The following is a 19,721-nucleotide window of genomic DNA, read 5'->3' as shown; positions in this document are numbered from 1 at the left end:
TTTTAAAATAAAAATTTAAATTGAATTTATTTAAGATAATAAAGATGTAAAATTACGATTTTAAAGATGAATTTTAGAATTCAAACTATGATTATTATAATTTTTAATAACTAAAAAAACCACTTTGAAATATCAAAATGGTTTTTAATTTTCAGTAAATTTAATTTCCTAAGAATCTACTCTAAAAGAAACTTTGCAAACACAGCCATAAGAAATTATTTCACCATCTTTTACATGGCATTTTGGTCTTTCACATAAACGCTATCAATATTTTTCACAGTTTTAGAAACTTCTTTTACTGAATTTTTAATAGCGTCATCGAAACTTATTTCTGAAGTCGCAATTACTTCTAATACTTTTACTATCATAATAATATTTTTTGATTGGTTTTAAATTTAAGGATTTTAAAATATTTTAAAGACAGTTTAACAAAGTTATGATTCAATTTTTAAATCAATTGTGTTCAATCTTAATGAATTTAAAATCACAGAAACAGAACTAAAACTCATTGCTGCAGCTGCAATCATCGGTGATAATAAAATCCCAAAAAAAGGGTAGAGCAAACCTGCAGCAATCGGAATTCCCAAAACATTATAGAAAAAGGCGAAGAATAAATTTTCTTTAATATTTCTTAATAATTTTTCACTTAAAATTTTGGCTTTTGCAACGCCAGAAATGTTGCCTTTTAACAAAGTAATTTCTGCACTTTCAATCGCCACATCAGTTCCAGTTCCCATTGCTATTCCCACATTTGCTTGTGCAAGAGCAGGCGCATCATTAATTCCATCGCCCGTCATTGCAACAATTTTTCCTTCTTGTTGAAGCTTTTTCACTTCATTTAATTTATGTTCCGGAAGTGCTTTTGCAATGTATTTTTTAATTCCTAAATAATTCGCAACCGCTTTTGCTGTATGTTCGTTATCTCCCGTAATCATTAAGACTTCCACATTATTTTTCAATAAATATTCGATGGCGTCTTTCGAACTTTCTTTAATTTTATCCGTAAAACTTACAAAACCTAAAATTTTTCCATCTTCTGCAACATAAGATACGGTGTGTGCTTTTTCTTGAATTTCGATGGCTTTTTGTATTAAATTTTCAGGAATTTCTATGTGATTTGAAGTCATTAAATTTTCATTTCCGAGCAAAACATTTTTTCCATTTAATTTTCCCATCAATCCTTTCCCAGAAATATTTTCAAATTGTTCTATCTTTTTTAGTTCTAAATTTTCTTCTTTTGCTTTATTCAAAACCGCTTTAGACAAAGGATGTTCAGAATTTTGATTTAAGGAAGCCGCAATTTCTAATAATTGATTTTTATCAATATTTTCAATACTTTCGATGTGTTCCAAACTGGGTTTTCCTTCTGTTAAAGTTCCAGTTTTATCAGTAATTAAAACATTTATCTTATGCAATTCTTCTAATGCTTCTGCGTTTTTTATTAAAATTCCATTTTTTGCACCTTTACCAATTCCAACCATTAATGACATCGGAGTTGCTAAACCAAGAGCACACGGACAAGCCACAATTAATACTGCAACTGCGTTTACAAAAGCAAAAATTGTTTTTTTATCTTCTGGACCAAGAATTTGCCACAAAATAAAAGTTAAAATTGCAATTCCAATTACAGTTGGAACGAATACTTTTGCCACTTTATCCGTCAGTTTTTGAATCGGCGCTTTGCTTCGGCTTGCTTCATTTACCATTTTTATAATGTGCGAAAGCAAAGTTTCATCACCCACTTTTTCCGCTTGCATTAAAAAACTTTGGTTGCCATTTATGGTTCCAGAAACTACTTTTTCATTTTCTTTTTTCTCCACAGGAAGTGGTTCTCCTGTAATCATACTTTCATCAATTGTGGAATTTCCTTCGGTAATTTTTCCATCTACAGGAATTTTTTCACCAGGTTTTACACGGAGAAAATCGCCCACTTTTATTTCATCTAAAGAAACTGTGATTTCAGAATTATTTTTAATTAAATGTGCAGTAGAAGAAGAAAGATTCATTAATTCACGGATTGCATTTCCTGTTTTTTGATGCGCTTTTGCTTCTAATAATTGTCCTAAAATTACCAAAGTTAAAATCACACTTACGGCTTCAAAATAAATAGGAATTTCTCCAGAATGCCCTTTAATTTGATGTGGTAAAATATTTGGAAAAAATAATGCAATCAAACTGAAAATAAAAGCAGCCATACTTCCTAAAGCAATTAAACTAAACATATTTAAATTCCAAGTTTTAAAGGAAATTATCCCACGTTTAATAAGAAACCAACCTGCATAAAATAAAACTGGTAAAGTTAAAAGCAATTCAAAATAAGCTTGTGTCTTATGAGTAAAAGGAAAATTAATAAACATTCCGCCCATAGAAAGTATAAAAACGGGAATGGTAAATATTAAAGCGATAAAAAATTTTCTTTTCAATATTTTATAAGTTTCATCTCCCTCTTCTTCATTATTTTTGGTAGGAATTGGAATCAAATCCATTCCGCAAATTGGGCAACTTCCCGGTTCATTTTGGATAATTTCGGGATGCATTGGACAAGTGTATTGCGTATTTTTTTTCTTTTCTGGATATTTTACGAGATCCATCCCACAAACCGGACAACCAACATTTGAATCATACACTTTGTCACCTTCACAATGCATCGGACAATAATATTTTCCAGCATTTTGGTTGTCGGTTGTCGATTGATGGCTTTCCGTTTTTTTAGAATTACTGTCAACTGACAACTGTGAACTTTCAACCAAATTCTCTGTGATTTTTTCTAAGTGCATGTGACAAACCGGACAGCCGGAATCTGAAGAATATGTTTTATCACTTTCACAAAACATGGGACAAAAAAATTCACCAATTTTTTCTTTAAAGTTTTCCGGTAAATTACTTTTAGAATAAACTTGCTTTTTGTTTTTTTGATCTTCTCTTTCTTCAATCGGAACGAGAAACATATTGCAAGTTGCGCATCTTCCGGGTTGGAAATAAAGTTTCTCACCTTCACATTCCATTGGGCAATAATAGACGGAAGAAGGCGAGATTTTATCTTGAGGTTTTACCGTTTTTTCTGGCGAATCTAAAGTTTCTAATTTATAATTTCCAATTTCCGATAAAGCATAGTTTAAAACAGAAAGATTAATTGGATTTTCAGAAATGATGGTCGCAATTTTCGTTTCTAAATTAATTTCTGCTTTTATATTTTCTAGACTATTGAGTTTCTCAGAAATTTTTTTTTGACAACCCGAACAAGTCATTCCTTTAATTCTATATTGTTGATTCATAATTTAATATATTATCTACAATTTTCCGAAATAAAAGCTAAAGTTTGTTATATATTTAAGGATGATTGTTATAGAATTCAGATTTAATAAAATTAGGCCAATTTAAAAATAGAATTACTGAACTTTATCAAGTGGTTTTCTGACTGGATTTTTCAAATTTTTAAATTCAGTCGGACTGTAACCTGTAGAATTTCTGAATTGTGTAGATAAATGTTGAACGCTTTTGTAGCCCAGTTTTCCTGCGATTTCTGTGAGTTGAAATTCATTATATGAGAGTAATTCTTTTACTTTTTCAATTTTTTGTAGAATGAAAAATTGCTCTAATCTTAAATTTTCATGTTGAGAAAAAGTTTTTGAAAGTGAACTGTAATCTTTATTTAATTTAGAGCTCAAAAATTCTGAAAGTAGAAAATTTTCAGAAATATCCAAATCACTTATTTTTTGAATTATTAAACTTTTTATTTTATCAATAAGTTGATAAGTTGGATTTCTAATGCGCTCAAAACCAAAGTTTAATAATTGACTTTCAATAGTTTGCAATTGATTTTCAGAAATAGGAAATTCAGTTTTAACTTCACCCAAAGAGATAGAAATTAATTTTATTTTATAATCATCAAATATTTTTTGAACTGCGGATATGCATCTTTCACAAACCATATTTTTGATTAAAATTGTCATATTTCAGTATTTAGACGGTCTTTTGCATATTCTATTTGTGTCTTTCCATGTGCAATTGGCGCTCCGTTTTCACCTAAAGAAACCATTACAATTTTATCCACTGTAATGATGGATTGATGCGTCATTTTATTTCTCACTTCACATTTTAGGTTTAAAGAAGTATGTCCAAAAGATAAAACTTCAATTCCAATTTCTATAATATCGCCTTGTTTTGCAGAACTGATGAAGTTGATTTCTGAAATATATTTGGTTACAACTTTATTATTTTCTAATTGAATAATAGAGTAGAGCGCCGCTTCTTCATCAATCCACTGCAATAATCTGCCGCCAAAAAGTGATTGATTAGGATTTAAATCTTCTGGTTTTACCCATTTTCTTGTATGATATTTCATTTTATTTTTTTTAACAACATTAATTGTTATTTGAGAAATTATTTTTCTCGTTTTGAACGCATTGCTTTTATCTTTGTTAGAGTTTCGTCTTCCAGTAAAATTTTATAATTTTCACTTTCAACAGGAAAAATTGCAACTTTTTTTTCAGAATTATTATGAATTCCGAAGCCATAACGTTTCGCTAATGCAGAACTTCGGAAACAAGCTTGTCCTTTAGAAAAAAAATCTTTTTTTACTTGCTCTCTTTCATTTTTGGGAATATTATTTTTTAAAATATAGCAATGAAGCATAATTTCGTCAGAAGTAAATTGATATGGATTTTCTGAGATTAATTCATATTGCATATTTGCTAAAGTTTTGTTCCTTTTTATGGGTGGAATTTCGGCAATAGAAACCGGACAATCTTCCGCAACTTCAATAAAAGTATTTTTATAATTTGTAGTGTGTTTGTGCGTTTTCATTTTATGTAAATTTGTATAAATTTCATACTAAAAATAGCAAAATTTTTCAGTACAAAAATAACGAAAGTAAATTTGGAAATAGTCTTTTTTAAAGCATAATACAATTTAAATAATAAAATAAATGAAATTTTCACCTTTAATAATTGGAACAATGCGATGGGGAATTTGGGGTGCAAATTTCAGCGTTGCACAAGTTCAAAAATTAATCGAAACTTCAATAGTAGAAGGTTTAACGACTTTTGATTGTGCGGATATTTATGGCAATTACACTACAGAAGAATTGTTTGGAAAGGCATTAAATGAAATGTCTCTAGAGAGAAATTTACTCCAGCTTATTTCCAAATGTGGCATTGAAATGCCTTGTGAAAATCGAAATCATAAAGTAAAAGCGTACAATTATTCTAAAGAACATATTTTAAAATCTGTTGAGAAAAGTTTGCAAAATTTAAAAACAGATTTTTTAGACGTTTTACTTTTGCATAGACCTTCTCCTTTAATGCATTCTGAAGAAATTGCCGAAACTTTTAATCAATTGAAAAGTGAAGAGAAAGTGAAAGAATTTGGAGTGAGTAATTTCTCAGTTTCTCAGTTTGATTTAATTAATCAATATTTTCCTTTAATAACCAATCAAATTGAATGTTCTTTAATTGAAACCAAAGCTTTTTATGACGGAACTTTAGATCAATTGATGATGAAAAAACTTTCGCCCATGGTTTGGTCTCCTCTTGGAAATTATTTTAGTGAAAGTTCTGATAAAAATTTGAGGATAAAATCTGTATTGCAGAATCTTTGTGAAAAATATAATTGTTTGGAAGATCAACTTTTATTGGCATTTCTTTTAAAACATCCTGCGAAAATATTGCCTGTTTTGGGAACTTCTAAAACTGAAAATATAAAAAATGCAAAATTGGCTTTAGAAATAAATTTGGAAAATGAAGATTGGTTTAAATTATTAGAAACTTCACACGGAAAAGAAGTAGATTAAAAATTATTTACTTCCTGTCGAAATAGAAAAAATCCTCCGATTTTAGCCCCGATGGAAATGGAAATCCTTTTTTTTTTCAATTAACTCGCCAAAGGCGAATTCCTACAAATTAAAAAAAGATTGTAATGGACAGCGGGAACAATCTTCTAAAGGATAAAGAAACGTCTCGCTCCAAATTATAATTTTAGAATTATAATATTTTTTATGATTAAAGTAAGGATTAAAAATAAATATTGTAGATATTAATATAAGTTGTATCTTGCACCTGTTTATATTTGAAATCAATATTTGTTCAGTATTTGTTGCTTTTCCTTATATATACAGCAATTTTTTTTAATTTATAATTTTTTTACAATGAACATTTTTGTTTCAAACATCAACTATGCAACCAAAGAGGAAGCGTTGCACGATTTATTTTCAGAGTACGGAGAAGTATCTTCTGCTAAAATCATCACTGACAGAGAAACTGGTAGATCCAGAGGATTTGGTTTCGTAGAAATGGGTGACGAAGAAGGAAAACAAGCTATCGAAGGTCTTAACGAAAGAGAACTTGACGGAAAACCGTTAAACGTTTCAGAAGCTAAACCAAGAGAAGACAAACCAAGAAGAAGTTTCGATAACAATCGCGGAGGCGGTAGTTACGGAGGAGGAAACTCCCGAGGCGGAAACGGAGGCGGCGGAGGTCGTTGGTAAAATATTGAAAGCGGCTTTTAGCCGCTTTTTTTTGATTAAATTTAAGAAAATAAGAATCAGATTTTAATTTTAATAGTTATAAAATCCTTTTTATTCTAAAAAAACACACAGAATTTATTCTGTGTGTTTTATTTTTTTAGAATTTCTGAAATTCGAATTTAATTTATTTTTTTGAGAAAAACAGTTACATTTCTTATGTTAATATTTTTTTTAGTTTTAGATTGTTTATAGATAATAATCTCATCAAACACCAATTTTGCTTGATAATTTCCAATAATTCCCTCGGCTTCTAATTTTGGTACATAAATATTATTTTTGGAAGAAGTTTGTGTAGAAATTACTTTTAAAATATAATTTGAAAAATCTAATTCTGTTTTATCATTTAAAACCAATAAATATTTTGGTTTAGAATTATTTAAATCATTAATAATCTTGAATTCATCACCATTTACAGAAATAACTTGTCGCAAATTTCCCCATTCTCCCCAATTAATCATATAATCATAACCAACAATTTCATAAAATTTAGATGATGAAATGATGCTATAATTTTGTTTTAGATTTTCTGTAGTAGAAGAAGAATTTGTAAATTCTGAAGAAATATCGTTTTCAATGGTGTATTTACTTTTATCTTTGATGATTTCAGCTATTTTGGTTTGTTGTTTTTCATTAATTAATTTTAAGATAAAAGCTTGCTCATTTCTAATCGCTAAAAATGAAATTTTATCTTTAATTTCATCAACAATTTTTGAAGAAATTTTTTGTTTAAAGTTAATTTTTCCGTTTTCTAATAATTTATTTTTAATTAAAATCTCTGTTAATTGGCTTTTCTGACTTCGTTTTGCCACAGAAAAAGCATTTAAATAAGGAAATACAATTGCAAAAAGTGCAAAACAAAATAAACTGATCGGTATAAATTTAATAGTTGATTTTTTAAAAATTATATGATACAAAACAACTGAAGTTAACCACAAAGCGAGAAGCAAAACGATATAACGAAGTTCTGTGTAACCATATTCTAAAATTCGGGTGAAAATTGCGATAAATAATAAAACCAAAAGCGGAACTAAAGCGAAATAAAATATTTTTGAAAATATTTTTACCCAAGATTTAGACGTTTCTTGTTTTAATGGATGCACTAAAAGCAGCGCAAAAATCCCGACAACGCTGTAAGCTAAAATTAAATAGGAAACCCAACCGCGTGGTAATTCCCAATTAATTAAAATTTTAGCGGCATAAAAATAAAGAATTATAGCATAAATTAGAAGTAATGGAATTAAAATAAACTGAGTGAAAAATTTTAAAACTACAGGATATTCATCTTCTTTTTCTAAATCTGAAAGTCCATGCTCATTAAATAAAAGAAAAATAAATGTGCTTCCAAAAATTCCGAAAATATAAAAAACTTCATTGTAAGTTTTATAAGTAATATCAAAATCAAAAAGATTGGCGACAGCTAAAATTGCGAGTTCAATTCCACCAACTAAAACTGCGGTAAAAACTGCGGTTTGGAAAATATTTATAAATAAATGTTCATTAAAATTCCAGAATCTCTTTTCATGATTTTGTTTCAAAAATGCAGAAAAAGAAACTAAAAGATGGGAGAGAAGAAATACAATGAACATTAGAATGACGTAAACTTCAGTAAAATCTTTTTCTGAATTCGGTAGAATAAAATACAAAATAGCTAAAATTATTACACCCGAAATTTCTAAAAGCCACCATTTCCCAACTCTTTGAGACGCCATTTTAATTCCAAAAAATAAAGAAATTCCTAATAATGATAGAAGTAATATTTTTACTAAAGGGAAATCTTCAGAATTGTAGCTTGAGATTTCCATCAAAGTTATAGCAGATAAAGTAGCGATGAAAGACATCACTAAAACCATCGGATATTGAGAAATGACTTCTCTTGCTTTGGAAAAGATATTTTTAATTTTGATATTCATGGTTTTATTTTTAGCTAATTTAGTTTAAATATTTTCTTCACGGTTTACCAAATCCATTGAAAATGCGGGCAAACAAATCGCCATATATTCGCAAGGTTTATCAAAAGGATTGCTATATCTCACTCTTGCGCCTTTTTCAATTTTAATACTTTCACCTTCTTCCAAAATCACGATTTCACCATCTATTTCAAATTGTTTTTTACCAGAAATAATGTAAGTAAATTCGTCAAAATTAGGCGTTTGAAAAGGTTCTTTCCAATTTGGAGGTGCAATCATGTGTGCGATGGAAACTTCAGAATTTCCAGTAGAATTTCCCCAAATTTCTTCTATCAATTTTCCGTCTGTTGTAGGAACTACAAATGGATTTTTTTGAATTTTAAATTTCATATGAAGTTATTTATTAATTAACATTTTAAAGAAAGGATTTGATTTTCGGTTTTGAAAACCTTGAATCATAATTACAATAAAGATAATGATAGAAGCAATAATTGCAATATAAGAAATGGTTTGGTGTTGGTCAAAATTCGGAACTGCAATTGCAATAAGCGCCCAAATTCCAACGGTTGCAAATTCCCGTAAATTTCTTTTGTAAACTACAATCAGATTAATTATAGTTGCAATAATAATCATTGTTATAGTCCAAATTTCTGGGGAAATCCCGAAACCGTCCCAATTTATTTTTACTAAAAAAGCTGAAACATTTGCAATACTTGCAACTGTAACCCAACCTGCGTAAAAAACAAACGGCCACCAAAGAAAGGCAATTGTTTTTGCAGGTGCGTTCCAAATTTCCATTCGGTTATTTAAAATTATTTTAACCAAAGAAAAAAGAAGAAGAAAAATAAAAATACATGATAAACCCGTGTAACCAAAAAGCCAAAGAAAAACCCAACTGCTATTTGCAACACAAGAAATGATAAACCAAGGTCCAATTTTTTCTACAAAATCATCCTCTGCATTTTTCACAAATAAACTTCTACCTTGGTAAATTATAAAACCAAAAAGGAGAAGATAAATAAATCCCCAAATTGAAAATGCGTAACCAGCCGGAGTAAATAAAGTGCGCAAACCATCCGAAACATTGCCGATTGTTTTTCCATTTATAAGTCCAGAGTTTGAAATATAATTAATAATAATGGTGGAAACTAAAGCAACACCATTTAATATTTGTAAGGTTTTTTTCATATTAGTTTTGATTTAGAATTTTAATTTAAGATTAAAAATAGCATTTTAAAAATTAAAACTATTTATTTTAAAAGAAAATTGCTTGGAATTTTATAGAGGAACATTAACTTAGCGACTTCAATTTTCAATTTTTAAAATGTCGCCAGAAATTTTACTTATTTTATTAATATTTGTCAGTTTCGTAATCAGTCTTTATGGCTCTTTGGTTGGTTTTGGCGGTGGGATTTTTATGGTCCCGATTTTAATCACAATTTTTCATTATCCGCTTCATTTGGCGGTTGGTTCTTGTATGATTTCTTTGGTCGGTTCTGCTTTAATTTCTACTTATTACAACAGAAAAAACAGCCACGTTGATTTTAAAATGGGAATTTTATTAGAAATTCCTACGATGATTGGAGTTGTGGTTGGAAGTTTATTGTTGAGTTATATTGCAGCAGAAAAATTAGAATATTTATTTGCAGTAATGGTTTTTTTACTTGGACTTTCTTTTTTTATTAAATTTAAAAAGAGAGACGAAAATAAAGAAAGTTTCTTTTCAACACTAAATAAAGTAAAACCAAGAATGGTGATTAAAAATCATAAAAATTTTGTGGCGTATCGCGTAAGCGTTTTAATGGTAATTTTTTTTGGAAGTGCTTCGGGAATTTTAGCTGGACTTTTTGGTGTGGGAGGTGGTTTTATGAAAACGCCAATTATGCTAAAAGTTTTTAAAATTCCACCAAAAATCGCAACAGCAACGGCTTTATTTATGATAATTATTACCGGAATTACAGGAAGTGTAAGTCATTATTTACAAGGTCATATTGAATTTACAAAAGCTTGGCCGGTAATGTTGGGTTTTGCTTTGGGCGCTTTAGGAAGTAAACAAATTAACACGCATTTGAAAGATAAAACTTTAGAAAAAATGATTGGTGGTGGATTATTAGTTGCAGCAATTGTAATGACAGCTAACTTTTTATACAATCATTAAATATAAATTAATTTATTCTTTAATAAATTTTTCAATATAATTTTTTTTGTCAGTTTTCACTTTTAAATAATAAACTCCAGTTTTTAAATTACTTAAATTAATAGTTAAAATTGGTTGTAAATCTTTAATTTTTCTTCCCAAACTATCATAAAGTTCTAGAGAAATTAGTTTTTCAGAAGTTTGAAAGTTTAAAATATCTTTAACTGGATTTGGAAAAATTTTCAAATGATTTGAAATCGACATTTCTTTTGTAGATAATAATTGAATTAAAACATTTCCGAAATTTAAAATTCCAAAACCTTTTTGGTCATTATGATTTGGATAAAGTGAGGCATTTTGGCGGAGTAAATTTTTTAAAATTTCTCTATTTTGATTTTGTTTTGCTTGCAACAAACACGCAATTCCACCTGCAGCCAAAGGTGCTGCAAATGAAGTTCCACTTGCATAAGTTACGCCATTATTGTAACCCATATAAGTATAAGTTCCTCGCGCACTTGCGTCTGGTTTTATATCTCCATTTGCATTTGGTCCAAAAGAAGAAAATGAAGAAGAATCACCTGCAGAAGTTACAGCTCCAATTGAAAATACTTTATTATTATCAGCTGGAGTAATAAGATAATGCCACGTTTTTGTAGCTTCATTTCCATTCGCAACAACTACAAAAATTCCTTTAGTTACAGCGATTTCTGCGCCTCTTGCGATGAAAGAAGTTTTTCCATCCATATCGGAATACAATAAATTATAACGCGAATCATCAAATTGATTATAACCAAGAGAAGTAGAAATTAAATCCACGCCTTTTCGGTCTGCTTCTTCGGCAGCTTCAATCCAATACAATTGTTCTTGCGGAATTTCTTGATCTGCATCTTCTGAAACGTAAAGATAAAAATCTGCATCTGGAGCGGAACCTACAAAACTATTATCTACATAAGCTGCAATAACACCTAAACAAAAAGCACCGTGTTCATTAAGCGAAGCATTATAAATATCTGAAGATTTATTTACAAAATTATAACCGCCTTTTATCTGATTATTATCTCTAATTCTGGCGTAAACTGAACCTGTATCAACAGTTGGAAATCCTGTATCTATAATTGCAATTGTAATTCCGCTTCCGGTGTAACCCGCGATGTGAAGTGGACGTAGATTAACTTGATCAATTTGTGCCGCACTATTTCCATAATTAAAATTTGATAATTTATTTTTATTAAATTCTTCAAACTTATTCGTTTTTTTATATTTGTTTTTATTAACAACGGAAGAATGAACAACAAAACTTTCTACTTTTTGCACATAAGGTTTTAATCTTAAATCTGCGACTTGCGTCGCATTTGCTTCAATTGCAACACCATTTAACCATTTAGAATAATCTGTAACGGTGAAACCTAAATCTTTAATATTTTGAATATAAGTGGGTTCAATTGGTGCATCTTCATCATTTAAAGCAATTCCTAAATTCGTTCTTCTATCCAAAGATTTTTGGCTCAGTTCAAGTGTAGGATTAGAGAAAAATACAGCTTTATTTGGCTTATCTTTAAAATAAACAAATACCAATTCTGTTTGTGCATTTATTATTGAAAATAGTAATATAAAAAAAGCAAATAAAGACTTTTTCATTGAAATATATTTTTTGTTAAAGATATTAAATTCTATTATTTAAGTAGAAATTTCGTTAAAAGCTAATCAATAAAAATACGTATTTTTGTAAGATATAGTTTTAGGAAATTGCATTTGTATTTTCTTTAATACGGTAAATATAAATTAACGATTTATTATAATTTTAAAAAATAAAAATAGACATATGAAACCAATTCAAATGGTGGACTTACAAAGTCAGTATTACAAAATAAAAAGTGATTTAGATAACGCATTATTAAATGTTATAGATTCTGCAGCCTTTATAAATGGTCCAGAAGTAAAAGCTTTTCAAGCGGAATTGGAGCAATATTTAGACGTAAAACATGTCATTCCTTGTGCAAACGGAACTGATGCTTTACAAATTGCATTAATGGCTTTAGATTTAAAAGAAGGCGATGAAATAATTACTGCAGACTTTACTTTTGCGGCAACAGTAGAAGTAATTCATCTTTTAAAATTAAAATCGGTTTTAGTAGATGTAGATTATGACACATTTACAATGGATATTGAAAAATTAAAAGCTGCAATTACGCCAAAAACCAAAGCTATAATTCCTGTTCATTTATTTGGGCAAAGTGCGAATATGGAAGAAGTTTTGAAAGTCGCAAAAGAGCATAATTTATTTGTCATTGAAGATAATGCGCAAGCAATTGGTTCAGATTTTACTTTTTCAGATGGGACTGTAAAAAAAGCTGGAACAATGGGAACAATTGGGACGACTTCATTTTTCCCCTCCAAAAATCTTGGTTGTTACGGAGACGGCGGCGCCATTTTCACAAATGATGATGAACTAGCGCACAAAATTCGTGGTATCGTAAATCACGGAATGTATGAAAGATATTATCACGACGAAGTGGGAGTGAACTCTCGTTTAGACAGTTTGCAAGCGACGGTTTTAAGAAAAAAATTACCACTTTTAGATTCTTATAATGAAGCGCGCAGAAAAGCCGCAGATTTTTATGATGAAGCTTTTGCAAACCATCCAAATATTTTAACACCAAAAAGAGCTGAAAATTCTTCACACGTTTTTCACCAATATACTTTGAGAATTACAAACGGAAAACGAAATGAATTGCGAGATTTTTTGGCAACAAAAGAAATTCCTGCAATGATTTATTATCCAGTTGCGCTAAGAAAACAGAAAGCTTATTTCCAAGAATCTGATCCGAAAAATTTTGTAAATACTGATAAATTATTAGATGAAGTAATCTCTTTGCCGATGCACACGGAATTAGACGAAGAACAATTGAAATATATTACAGATTCTGTTTTGGAGTTTGTTGAAAAGTAATTATTTAAATTTAAAAATTTACATGACCATACTCGTAACTGGCGGACTCGGCTACATCGGTTCTCACACCGTTGTAGAACTTATGAAAAATAATTTTGACGTGGTCATAATTGATGATTTTTCTAATACTGAAAAATTTATTTTAAAAAACATTGAAGAAATTTCAGGTAAAAAACCGACTTTTTATCCGTTTGATTTAAAACGAAAAGAATTATTGCACCAAGTTTTTGAAGCGCACGAAATTGATGGTTGTATTAATTTTGCCGCTTTTAAAGCAGTTGGTGAAAGTCAGGAAAAACCATTGGATTATTATGAAAATAATTTATTTTCTCTAATTAATATTTTGCAAGAATTCAAAACCCGAAATATTTCTAATTTTATTTTCAGTTCTTCTTGCACAGTTTACGGACAAGCCGATGAACAACCAATTACCGAAAATACGCCGCTAAAAACGCCGGAAAGTTCGTATGGAAAAACGAAACAAATGGGTGAAGAAATTTTAAAAGATTTTGCTATTGCGCATCATAAAAAAGTTTCATTATTACGCTATTTTAATCCAATTGGAGCGCATCCTTCTGCGAAATTAGGAGAATTACCAATTGGAATTCCGAATAATTTAGTGCCTTTTGTAACTCAAACTGCGGCTGGAATTAGAAAAGAATTAAATATTTGGGGAAATGATTATCCGACAGAAGATGGAACTGCAATCAGAGATTATATTTATGTAGTTGATTTAGTAAAAGCGCATGTAAAAGCGTTGCAAAAATTGATAAAAGAAAAATCTGAAACTGTAATTGATATTTATAATCTTGGAACGGGAAAAGGTTCTTCGGTTTTGGAAGTTGTAAATGCATTTGAATTAGCAAATGATGTAAATGTGCCGTACAAAATTTGTGAAAGAAGAGCAGGAGATATTACAATTGCTTTTGCAGATGCTTCAAAAGCGGAAAGTGAACTTAATTGGAAAGCCGAAACTTCATTAGAAGAAGCTTTGCGAACGACTTGGGAATGGCAAAAATATTTAAATAATTATGAGTTATGAGTTGATTTGAGCGTACTTTTAATGGAAAAAATTAGAAACTATACAGAAGATGAGTTTGGCATTTTTTTAATATCAGAACTTACTGAATTAAAGGATATTGAACTCACAATTCTTAAAGGACATATTTTAACGGAATTTGCTATAAATTGTTATTTAGAGAGTATTTCCGAAAATAAGAACTCGGACTTTTTTAAAGAAAATTTTAATTATAGTTCGAAAATTAAACTTTTGTTGCATTTTGGGAATTACAGTGGTCCAGGTGGAGAATACGTTATAAAATCTCTTGAAATTTTAAATAAATTGCGTAACACGATTGCACATTCGTTAACAATAAATCATCATTTGATAAAGGAATTTTTAACAATGCTTAGGAAAATTAGCCCGAAAAAAGGAAATTTTAATGACGAAAATATGCCTGAACAAATTAGACTTGAAGGAGGAATTGCTTTTGTTTGCGGAATGATTTTTGGTCGTTATTGCGAAGTTAGAAATAAAAAACAATAAAAAATCCGCTTAAAAATTTAAGCGGATTTTTGTTTTGGAATTTCAAAACTTTTACCTTTTTACTTATTACATAGGACCTTGTTGTTCGTCGCCGCCGGTATCATTTGCATTAATATCTTTTTTATTTTTCGGCATTTCGATTTTTTCACCTTGTTTAAATCTGTAAGTTAAAGAAAGTGAAACTTGTCTTGGAGACCATTGCATATAAGAATCTCTGATATAATTTGAAGCAATTTGCGAAGTTTCTCTCGCTCTTGTATTAAAAATATCTTGGATATTAAAAGCCAAAGTTCCGTCTCCTTTCCAAATGGTTTTTGTAGCGCCCAAATTTAGAGCATACATACTTTTAGAAGTTTGACTCGCAGTTTTTTGTCCTCCTCTATAAAAACCTTGTAACTGAACATTAAAAGTTTTATCAATTTTAAAAGTGGTAGATAATCTAGATCTTGTAGAAACTCCAGAACCGCTATAATCTATAAATCTCTGCGCTCCAAGTCCATCTGTATATGTATAAATACCTGTAGTTTTATAACCATAAATATTAAAACTTCCCATAAATTTTAGCCAAGAAAAAGCATCAAAACTTCCATTTAAATCTAAACCATATCTTTGGTCAGTTCCTAAATTTGCAGGTGTTGTAATAAAATTACTCGGATTTTGTGGGTCTTGAGCAACAATAAATTTCACATCATCTTTTTCATTTCTGTAATATAAAGTTGGGTTTAAAGTAAATTTACTTTTAGATAAATTATAGCCAAATTCATAAGAATCAATATAAGATGGATTTAAATCTGGATTTCCGTAAAATAAATTTCTATTGTCATTATATGAAGGATAAGGAATTAGAAACCAAGATCTTGGTCTGTCAATTCTTCTGGAATAATTTAATAAAAATTGATTATTTTTAGATAAATCATAACTTAAAAATACACTTGGGAAAATGCCGTTGTAGTTTTTAGTATTTTTAGAACCAGCTCCTGCAACATTTTTATAATCTATTGTAATATTAGAATATTCATCTCTAATGCCTAATTGATAACCGAAATCTCCCATTTTACTTTTAAATTGTGCGTAAACTGCGTTGATTCTTTCTTGATATACAGTAGAACTTGTATAATCATTCAAAAATTGATAATTAGGATTTGTAACCGTTTTTTCTTGCACAGCATTATCATAATCATTGATATTTGCATCTAATTTATAACCTGCATTAAATGTAGATTTCTCACCCATTGGTAATTCATAATCTGCTTTTGCAACGATGGATTTATTAATGGATTTATTATCAATAATATTGGCTAAAGAAAATATATTATTTTGAGTTTCATTTACTTTGTTTGTATTATTACTTCGATTTCTCTGCAAACTTAATGATAATGAGATATTTTGACCTTTATCATCAAACTTATGATCTAAACCAAAATCTCCTTGAAAAGCTAAATTTTTACTGTTTCCGTCACTTAATCTTTGTGAAACTAGAGGATTTATCGCAGTTGAACCTGAAGCTAAATTATAAAGATCAGAGTAATTTACAGTTCCATCACTATTATTGTTGTAAGTTCTTACTGTTCCTGAAGCATTTATTGAAGTATTATCATTAAAATCATAAACAAAACCTGCGTTTGCATTATAATTTTGTGATGTATTTTTAGAATTAGAATTTTGGTTTGATGTTAAAATTTGTCCAACAGCAGAATTTATATAATTGGTGTCATTATTATTTTTAGATTTACTTTCGTTGTAACCACCGCCGCCGTTTATAAAATAAGTAAGATTTCCTTTTCTCCAACTTAGATTTGTATTTAGATTGGTTTTCGGTAAATAGCCTAAACTTCCCACAACACTTCCATTGAAACCCATTTTTTTATTTTTTTTCAAAATAATATTTAGAATTCCCGCGGTTCCAGAAGCGTCATATTTTGAAGAAGGATTTGTCATCACTTCAATTCTATCAATCTGATCTGCCGGAATTGATTGTAAAGCATTTGCGCCGTCATCAATTCCTAAAAGTGCAGAAGGTTTTCCATTAATAAGAAATTTCACGTTAGAATTTCCTCTCATAGAAACTGTTCCGTCTGTATCGACATCTACAGAAGGTACGTTTTGAAGCACATCTTGAAGATTTCCGCCAATTGCAGTAAGATCAGATTTTACGTCATACACTTTTTTATCAATTTGGACTTGTACTGGTTTTTTGTTTGCAACAAGTTCTACAGCTTTAATATCTTGTGTTTGTGTATTGGTCGCAGAAGATTCTCTTGTAATAGTGAAACTTCCAATATTACCTGCAGAAGAAATGGTTTTAGAAAGTGTAAATTTTTTAAAATCTATCGCTTCAATAGTTACATTATAATCTCCTGGAACTAAATCAATTTTATAATTTCCTTTTTCATCTGTTAAAACCGCGTCGCTAAATAATTTATTAGTTTTATTGGCGAAAGTAATAGAAGTATAAGGAACGATTTGTTTTTGTTTATCGACTACATTTCCAGTAACCGAAACTTTTTGTTGAGAAAAAGCCAAACTTGCAGCTCCTAAAATAAAAGTAAGTGCAAGTGTTTTTTTTCTGATAATTGAAGTGAATTCAAATTGTGAGGTCATTGTAATATTTTTATAATAAGTATCTCTTTTTTGCGAATTGTTAAAGAGTGAAGTAGTTAATTTTTGTTAAAGTTTACTATTTGATATCTTTTGCATTTAACCAATCTTGATAAGCTTTTGCATTAATTGCATGTTGCGCAGGATTATCTGTAAATTTGTGGAAACCAAAATGATTTGGATCTGCGCACATATAAATATAATTATTATTTTCTGCGTTTAAAACGGCATCTACAGAGTTTTTATCAACCATACAAATTGGTCCAGGTGGAATTCCCACATTTGCATAAGTGTTATAAGGAGAGTTTTGTTTTAAATCTTTAAAATAAACTCTTTTTATTTTTTTTGAATAATTACTTGCTTTATTAACGGCGTAAATCACCGTGGGATCACTTTGAAGTTTCATTCCTTTGTGAAAACGATTTAAATAAAGTCCTGCAATAGTTTTCATTTCATCGGGTTTACCGCCGCTTTCTTTGTAAACAATGGAAGCTAAAGCGTAAATTTGATTTCTATCTAAACCGAGATTTTTTTCTTTTTGAACGCGTTCTGCATTCCAAAATTGGTTGTATTCTTTTTCAAATTTTTTAAAAAATTCTTTGGGTTTTACCGTCCAAAAGAAATTATAGGTATCTATAAAAAAATAAGGTTTTAAATCTTCAGGAGAATTAAGTTTTTTTTCTTTCGCAATTTTTTCAAAACCATTTACAAACTTTAAAGAATCAAGTTCTGTTTTTTTTGTAACTCTTCCTATCATTTGATAAACATCGTCAAAATCACCAATTCTAAAAGAATCTTCAGTTTGATTTCCAGATTTTATCATATTTACCAAGTCATTATTTCCCGTTCCATATTTTATTTTATAACGACCTGCATTGTAAAATTCACCCAATTTTTTACTTCTTGCAACTTCAATAAACTGTTTTTTATCTTTTAAATAAGGAGAAATAGAATCTACAATTTGATTAAAACTTGCATTATGTGGCACTAAAACGTAACCTTCTTTTTCAACGTTATTGGCATAACTTTTTTCGTAAAATCTAAAACCAAAAAAAATAACCGCCGCTAAAACTAGAAATGCGACTGATAAACCTGCTTTTTTCATTTAATTATAAATATTAATTTTTCCTTTAAAAACTTGTTTTGCCGGACCTTCTAACCAAATATTAGTAAAACCGTTTCCGTTTTTTTCTGCAGATACGCTTAAATTTCCCCCTAATGTTTTTACTTTAATTGCTTTTTGATTTTTTAGAAAAGTAAGCGCTGCAGCTGTAACTCCAGTTCCACAACTGTAAGTTTCATCTTCTACACCACGTTCATAAGTTCTCACATAGACAGAATCCTTGTCTAAAATTTCCACAAAATTCACATTTATTCCGTCGTTTTTGTAAGTAGGATTATTTCTAATTTGCTTACCTTCTTTAAAAACTGGATAATCTTCCAAAGATTTTACAAATTTTATAAAATGCGGAGAACCTGTATTTAAGACAAAATCATCTTCGTCTTTTGTAATATTTTCAACATCCGACATTCTTAATTTTACAATTCCGTTAGTAATTTCTGCTTCATGAAAACCATCAATTGCTTCAAATTTCGCTTTATCTTCAAATAAATCTAAAAAATGTGCAAATGCAACAATGCATCTTCCGCCATTTCCACACATACTTTCACCTTTTCCGTCACTGTTAAAATAGACCATTTTAAAATCTAAAGTATCGTGATTTTCTAGCAGTATTAATCCATCGCCACCAATTCCAAAGCGTCGATCGCACAATTTCTCGATAATTTCTTGTTCTTTTGGAAATTGTAAATCACGGTTATCAATCATCACGAAATCATTTCCAGTCGCTTGATATTTGTAAAATTCCATAAATAAATTATATAAAAAAAGACAGAAAATTTCTGCCTATAAATTTTTTACAAAAATACTGAAATCTAAATAGATGAAAAATTAAGAATATGTTAAATAATTAATAAAAACTTTGAACAGAAAAAAATTAAAAAATTTTTTAAAAATTAAGAAAGATAAATTAAAGGAGATTATTTTAATAGAAGCCTTA

General features: G+C 29.4%; 18 protein-coding genes. 6 read left to right on the top strand and 12 right to left on the bottom strand.

Annotated features, from left to right (window positions below; all coding sequences use genetic code 11):
- Positions 1–230: 230 nt before the first annotated feature.
- The 5 genes from ACN0WB_RS10760 to ACN0WB_RS10740 all read right to left on the bottom strand — a co-directional run bounded on the left by ACN0WB_RS10760 (position 231) and on the right by ACN0WB_RS10740 (position 4,806).
- Positions 231–368 carry a dodecin family protein gene (locus ACN0WB_RS10760; protein ID WP_417431640.1) on the bottom strand — a complete coding sequence of 46 codons (138 nt, stop codon included), beginning with the start codon at positions 366–368 and terminating at the stop codon, positions 231–233.
- Positions 369–434: 66 nt separating this feature from the next.
- Positions 435–3,275 carry a heavy metal translocating P-type ATPase gene (locus ACN0WB_RS10755; RefSeq protein ID WP_417431638.1) on the bottom strand — a complete coding sequence of 947 codons (2,841 nt, stop codon included), beginning with the start codon at positions 3,273–3,275 and terminating at the stop codon, positions 435–437.
- 114 nt (positions 3,276–3,389) lie between these two features.
- The gene (locus ACN0WB_RS10750; RefSeq protein ID WP_417431636.1) at positions 3,390–3,953 is read right to left on the bottom strand and encodes a helix-turn-helix domain-containing protein; all 564 of its coding nucleotides are present in this window, start codon (positions 3,951–3,953) and stop codon (positions 3,390–3,392) included.
- Positions 3,950–4,345: an acyl-CoA thioesterase gene (locus ACN0WB_RS10745; protein ID WP_417431634.1), complete on the bottom strand. Its 396-nt coding sequence runs from the start codon at positions 4,343–4,345 to the stop codon at positions 3,950–3,952. The genes ACN0WB_RS10750 and ACN0WB_RS10745 overlap by 4 nt, the downstream gene beginning before the upstream one ends.
- Before the next feature lie 38 nt (positions 4,346–4,383).
- Complete coding sequence (locus ACN0WB_RS10740; protein WP_417431632.1) at positions 4,384–4,806, bottom strand: DUF6157 family protein; 423 nt, start codon at positions 4,804–4,806, stop codon at positions 4,384–4,386.
- 121 nt (positions 4,807–4,927) lie between these two features.
- Between ACN0WB_RS10740 and ACN0WB_RS10735 the strand changes: the two genes are divergently transcribed.
- Complete coding sequence (locus ACN0WB_RS10735) at positions 4,928–5,791, top strand: aldo/keto reductase (RefSeq protein WP_417431630.1); 864 nt, start codon at positions 4,928–4,930, stop codon at positions 5,789–5,791.
- Positions 5,792–6,145: 354 nt separating this feature from the next.
- Positions 6,146–6,484 (top strand): RNA recognition motif domain-containing protein, encoded by a 339-nt coding sequence (locus ACN0WB_RS10730; protein ID WP_417431628.1) that lies wholly within the window; start codon positions 6,146–6,148, stop codon positions 6,482–6,484.
- Between the two features lie 158 nt (positions 6,485–6,642).
- Here the strand turns inward: ACN0WB_RS10730 and ACN0WB_RS10725 are convergent, their stop codons facing one another.
- The 3 genes from ACN0WB_RS10725 to ACN0WB_RS10715 are packed head-to-tail and all read right to left on the bottom strand — an operon-like array spanning position 6,643 to position 9,618.
- Positions 6,643–8,433: a DUF4153 domain-containing protein gene (locus tag ACN0WB_RS10725; protein WP_417431626.1), complete on the bottom strand. Its 1,791-nt coding sequence runs from the start codon at positions 8,431–8,433 to the stop codon at positions 6,643–6,645.
- 24 nt (positions 8,434–8,457) lie between these two features.
- The gene (locus ACN0WB_RS10720; protein WP_417431624.1) at positions 8,458–8,820 is read right to left on the bottom strand and encodes a cupin domain-containing protein; all 363 of its coding nucleotides are present in this window, start codon (positions 8,818–8,820) and stop codon (positions 8,458–8,460) included.
- 6 nt (positions 8,821–8,826) lie between these two features.
- The gene (locus ACN0WB_RS10715) at positions 8,827–9,618 is read right to left on the bottom strand and encodes a tryptophan-rich sensory protein (protein ID WP_417431622.1); all 792 of its coding nucleotides are present in this window, start codon (positions 9,616–9,618) and stop codon (positions 8,827–8,829) included.
- 136 nt (positions 9,619–9,754) lie between these two features.
- On the opposite strand from ACN0WB_RS10715, the gene ACN0WB_RS10710 reads away from it, so the two are divergent.
- Positions 9,755–10,588: a sulfite exporter TauE/SafE family protein gene (locus ACN0WB_RS10710; protein ID WP_417431620.1), complete on the top strand. Its 834-nt coding sequence runs from the start codon at positions 9,755–9,757 to the stop codon at positions 10,586–10,588.
- A 12-nt stretch (positions 10,589–10,600) separates the two neighbouring features.
- On the opposite strand, the gene ACN0WB_RS10705 is transcribed toward ACN0WB_RS10710, so the two are convergent.
- Complete coding sequence (locus tag ACN0WB_RS10705; RefSeq protein ID WP_417431618.1) at positions 10,601–12,205, bottom strand: S8/S53 family peptidase; 1,605 nt, start codon at positions 12,203–12,205, stop codon at positions 10,601–10,603.
- 184 nt (positions 12,206–12,389) lie between these two features.
- On the opposite strand from ACN0WB_RS10705, the gene ACN0WB_RS10700 reads away from it, so the two are divergent.
- From ACN0WB_RS10700 to ACN0WB_RS10690, 3 genes are read left to right on the top strand one after another with little or no spacing between them, the layout of a single operon-like run.
- Positions 12,390–13,517 carry a DegT/DnrJ/EryC1/StrS family aminotransferase gene (locus tag ACN0WB_RS10700; protein WP_417431616.1) on the top strand — a complete coding sequence of 376 codons (1,128 nt, stop codon included), beginning with the start codon at positions 12,390–12,392 and terminating at the stop codon, positions 13,515–13,517.
- 22 nt (positions 13,518–13,539) lie between these two features.
- Entirely contained in the window at positions 13,540–14,559 is a 1,020-nt protein-coding gene (galE, locus tag ACN0WB_RS10695) for a UDP-glucose 4-epimerase GalE (RefSeq protein WP_417431614.1), read from the top strand.
- A 21-nt stretch (positions 14,560–14,580) separates the two neighbouring features.
- Complete coding sequence (locus ACN0WB_RS10690) at positions 14,581–15,063, top strand: hypothetical protein (RefSeq protein ID WP_417431612.1); 483 nt, start codon at positions 14,581–14,583, stop codon at positions 15,061–15,063.
- 66 nt (positions 15,064–15,129) lie between these two features.
- Here the strand turns inward: ACN0WB_RS10690 and ACN0WB_RS10685 are convergent, their stop codons facing one another.
- From ACN0WB_RS10685 to dapF, 3 genes are all read right to left on the bottom strand, one after another.
- A complete protein-coding gene (locus tag ACN0WB_RS10685) occupies positions 15,130–17,664 on the bottom strand; it encodes a TonB-dependent receptor domain-containing protein (protein ID WP_417431610.1) in 2,535 nt (844 codons plus the stop codon).
- Between the two features lie 76 nt (positions 17,665–17,740).
- Entirely contained in the window at positions 17,741–18,766 is a 1,026-nt protein-coding gene (mltG, locus tag ACN0WB_RS10680; protein ID WP_417431608.1) for an endolytic transglycosylase MltG, read from the bottom strand.
- Positions 18,767–19,531: a diaminopimelate epimerase gene (gene dapF, locus ACN0WB_RS10675; RefSeq protein ID WP_417431606.1), complete on the bottom strand. Its 765-nt coding sequence runs from the start codon at positions 19,529–19,531 to the stop codon at positions 18,767–18,769. It abuts the gene before it with no gap.
- Positions 19,532–19,721: the final 190 nt, after the last annotated feature.

Origin of the sequence: Halpernia sp. (genome assembly GCF_048269545.1) — a bacterium.
Classification (GTDB): domain Bacteria; phylum Bacteroidota; class Bacteroidia; order Flavobacteriales; family Weeksellaceae; genus Halpernia.
Note: the sequence above shows the minus strand (reverse complement) of the source record. Positions and strands in the feature narration are given on the sequence as shown.

Excerpts from the sequence above, each read along its gene's own strand:
- ACN0WB_RS10760 (WP_417431640.1), bottom strand. The coding sequence starts at position 368 with ATGATAGTAAAAGTATTAGAAGTAATTGCGACTTCAGAAATAAGTTTC.
- ACN0WB_RS10755 (WP_417431638.1), bottom strand. The coding sequence starts at position 3,275 with ATGAATCAACAATATAGAATTAAAGGAATGACTTGTTCGGGTTGTCAA.
- ACN0WB_RS10750 (WP_417431636.1), bottom strand. The coding sequence starts at position 3,953 with ATGACAATTTTAATCAAAAATATGGTTTGTGAAAGATGCATATCCGCA.
- ACN0WB_RS10720 (WP_417431624.1), bottom strand. The coding sequence starts at position 8,820 with ATGAAATTTAAAATTCAAAAAAATCCATTTGTAGTTCCTACAACAGAC.
- dapF (WP_417431606.1), bottom strand. The coding sequence starts at position 19,531 with ATGGAATTTTACAAATATCAAGCGACTGGAAATGATTTCGTGATGATT.
- ACN0WB_RS10745 (WP_417431634.1), bottom strand. The coding sequence starts at position 4,345 with ATGAAATATCATACAAGAAAATGGGTAAAACCAGAAGATTTAAATCCT.
- ACN0WB_RS10685 (WP_417431610.1), bottom strand. The coding sequence starts at position 17,664 with ATGACCTCACAATTTGAATTCACTTCAATTATCAGAAAAAAAACACTT.
- ACN0WB_RS10690 (WP_417431612.1), top strand. The coding sequence starts at position 14,581 with ATGGAAAAAATTAGAAACTATACAGAAGATGAGTTTGGCATTTTTTTA.
- mltG (WP_417431608.1), bottom strand. The coding sequence starts at position 18,766 with ATGAAAAAAGCAGGTTTATCAGTCGCATTTCTAGTTTTAGCGGCGGTT.
- ACN0WB_RS10740 (WP_417431632.1), bottom strand. The coding sequence starts at position 4,806 with ATGAAAACGCACAAACACACTACAAATTATAAAAATACTTTTATTGAA.
- galE (WP_417431614.1), top strand. The coding sequence starts at position 13,540 with ATGACCATACTCGTAACTGGCGGACTCGGCTACATCGGTTCTCACACC.
- ACN0WB_RS10705 (WP_417431618.1), bottom strand. The coding sequence starts at position 12,205 with ATGAAAAAGTCTTTATTTGCTTTTTTTATATTACTATTTTCAATAATA.
- ACN0WB_RS10710 (WP_417431620.1), top strand. The coding sequence starts at position 9,755 with ATGTCGCCAGAAATTTTACTTATTTTATTAATATTTGTCAGTTTCGTA.
- ACN0WB_RS10725 (WP_417431626.1), bottom strand. The coding sequence starts at position 8,433 with ATGAATATCAAAATTAAAAATATCTTTTCCAAAGCAAGAGAAGTCATT.
- ACN0WB_RS10730 (WP_417431628.1), top strand. The coding sequence starts at position 6,146 with ATGAACATTTTTGTTTCAAACATCAACTATGCAACCAAAGAGGAAGCG.
- ACN0WB_RS10700 (WP_417431616.1), top strand. The coding sequence starts at position 12,390 with ATGAAACCAATTCAAATGGTGGACTTACAAAGTCAGTATTACAAAATA.
- ACN0WB_RS10715 (WP_417431622.1), bottom strand. The coding sequence starts at position 9,618 with ATGAAAAAAACCTTACAAATATTAAATGGTGTTGCTTTAGTTTCCACC.
- ACN0WB_RS10735 (WP_417431630.1), top strand. The coding sequence starts at position 4,928 with ATGAAATTTTCACCTTTAATAATTGGAACAATGCGATGGGGAATTTGG.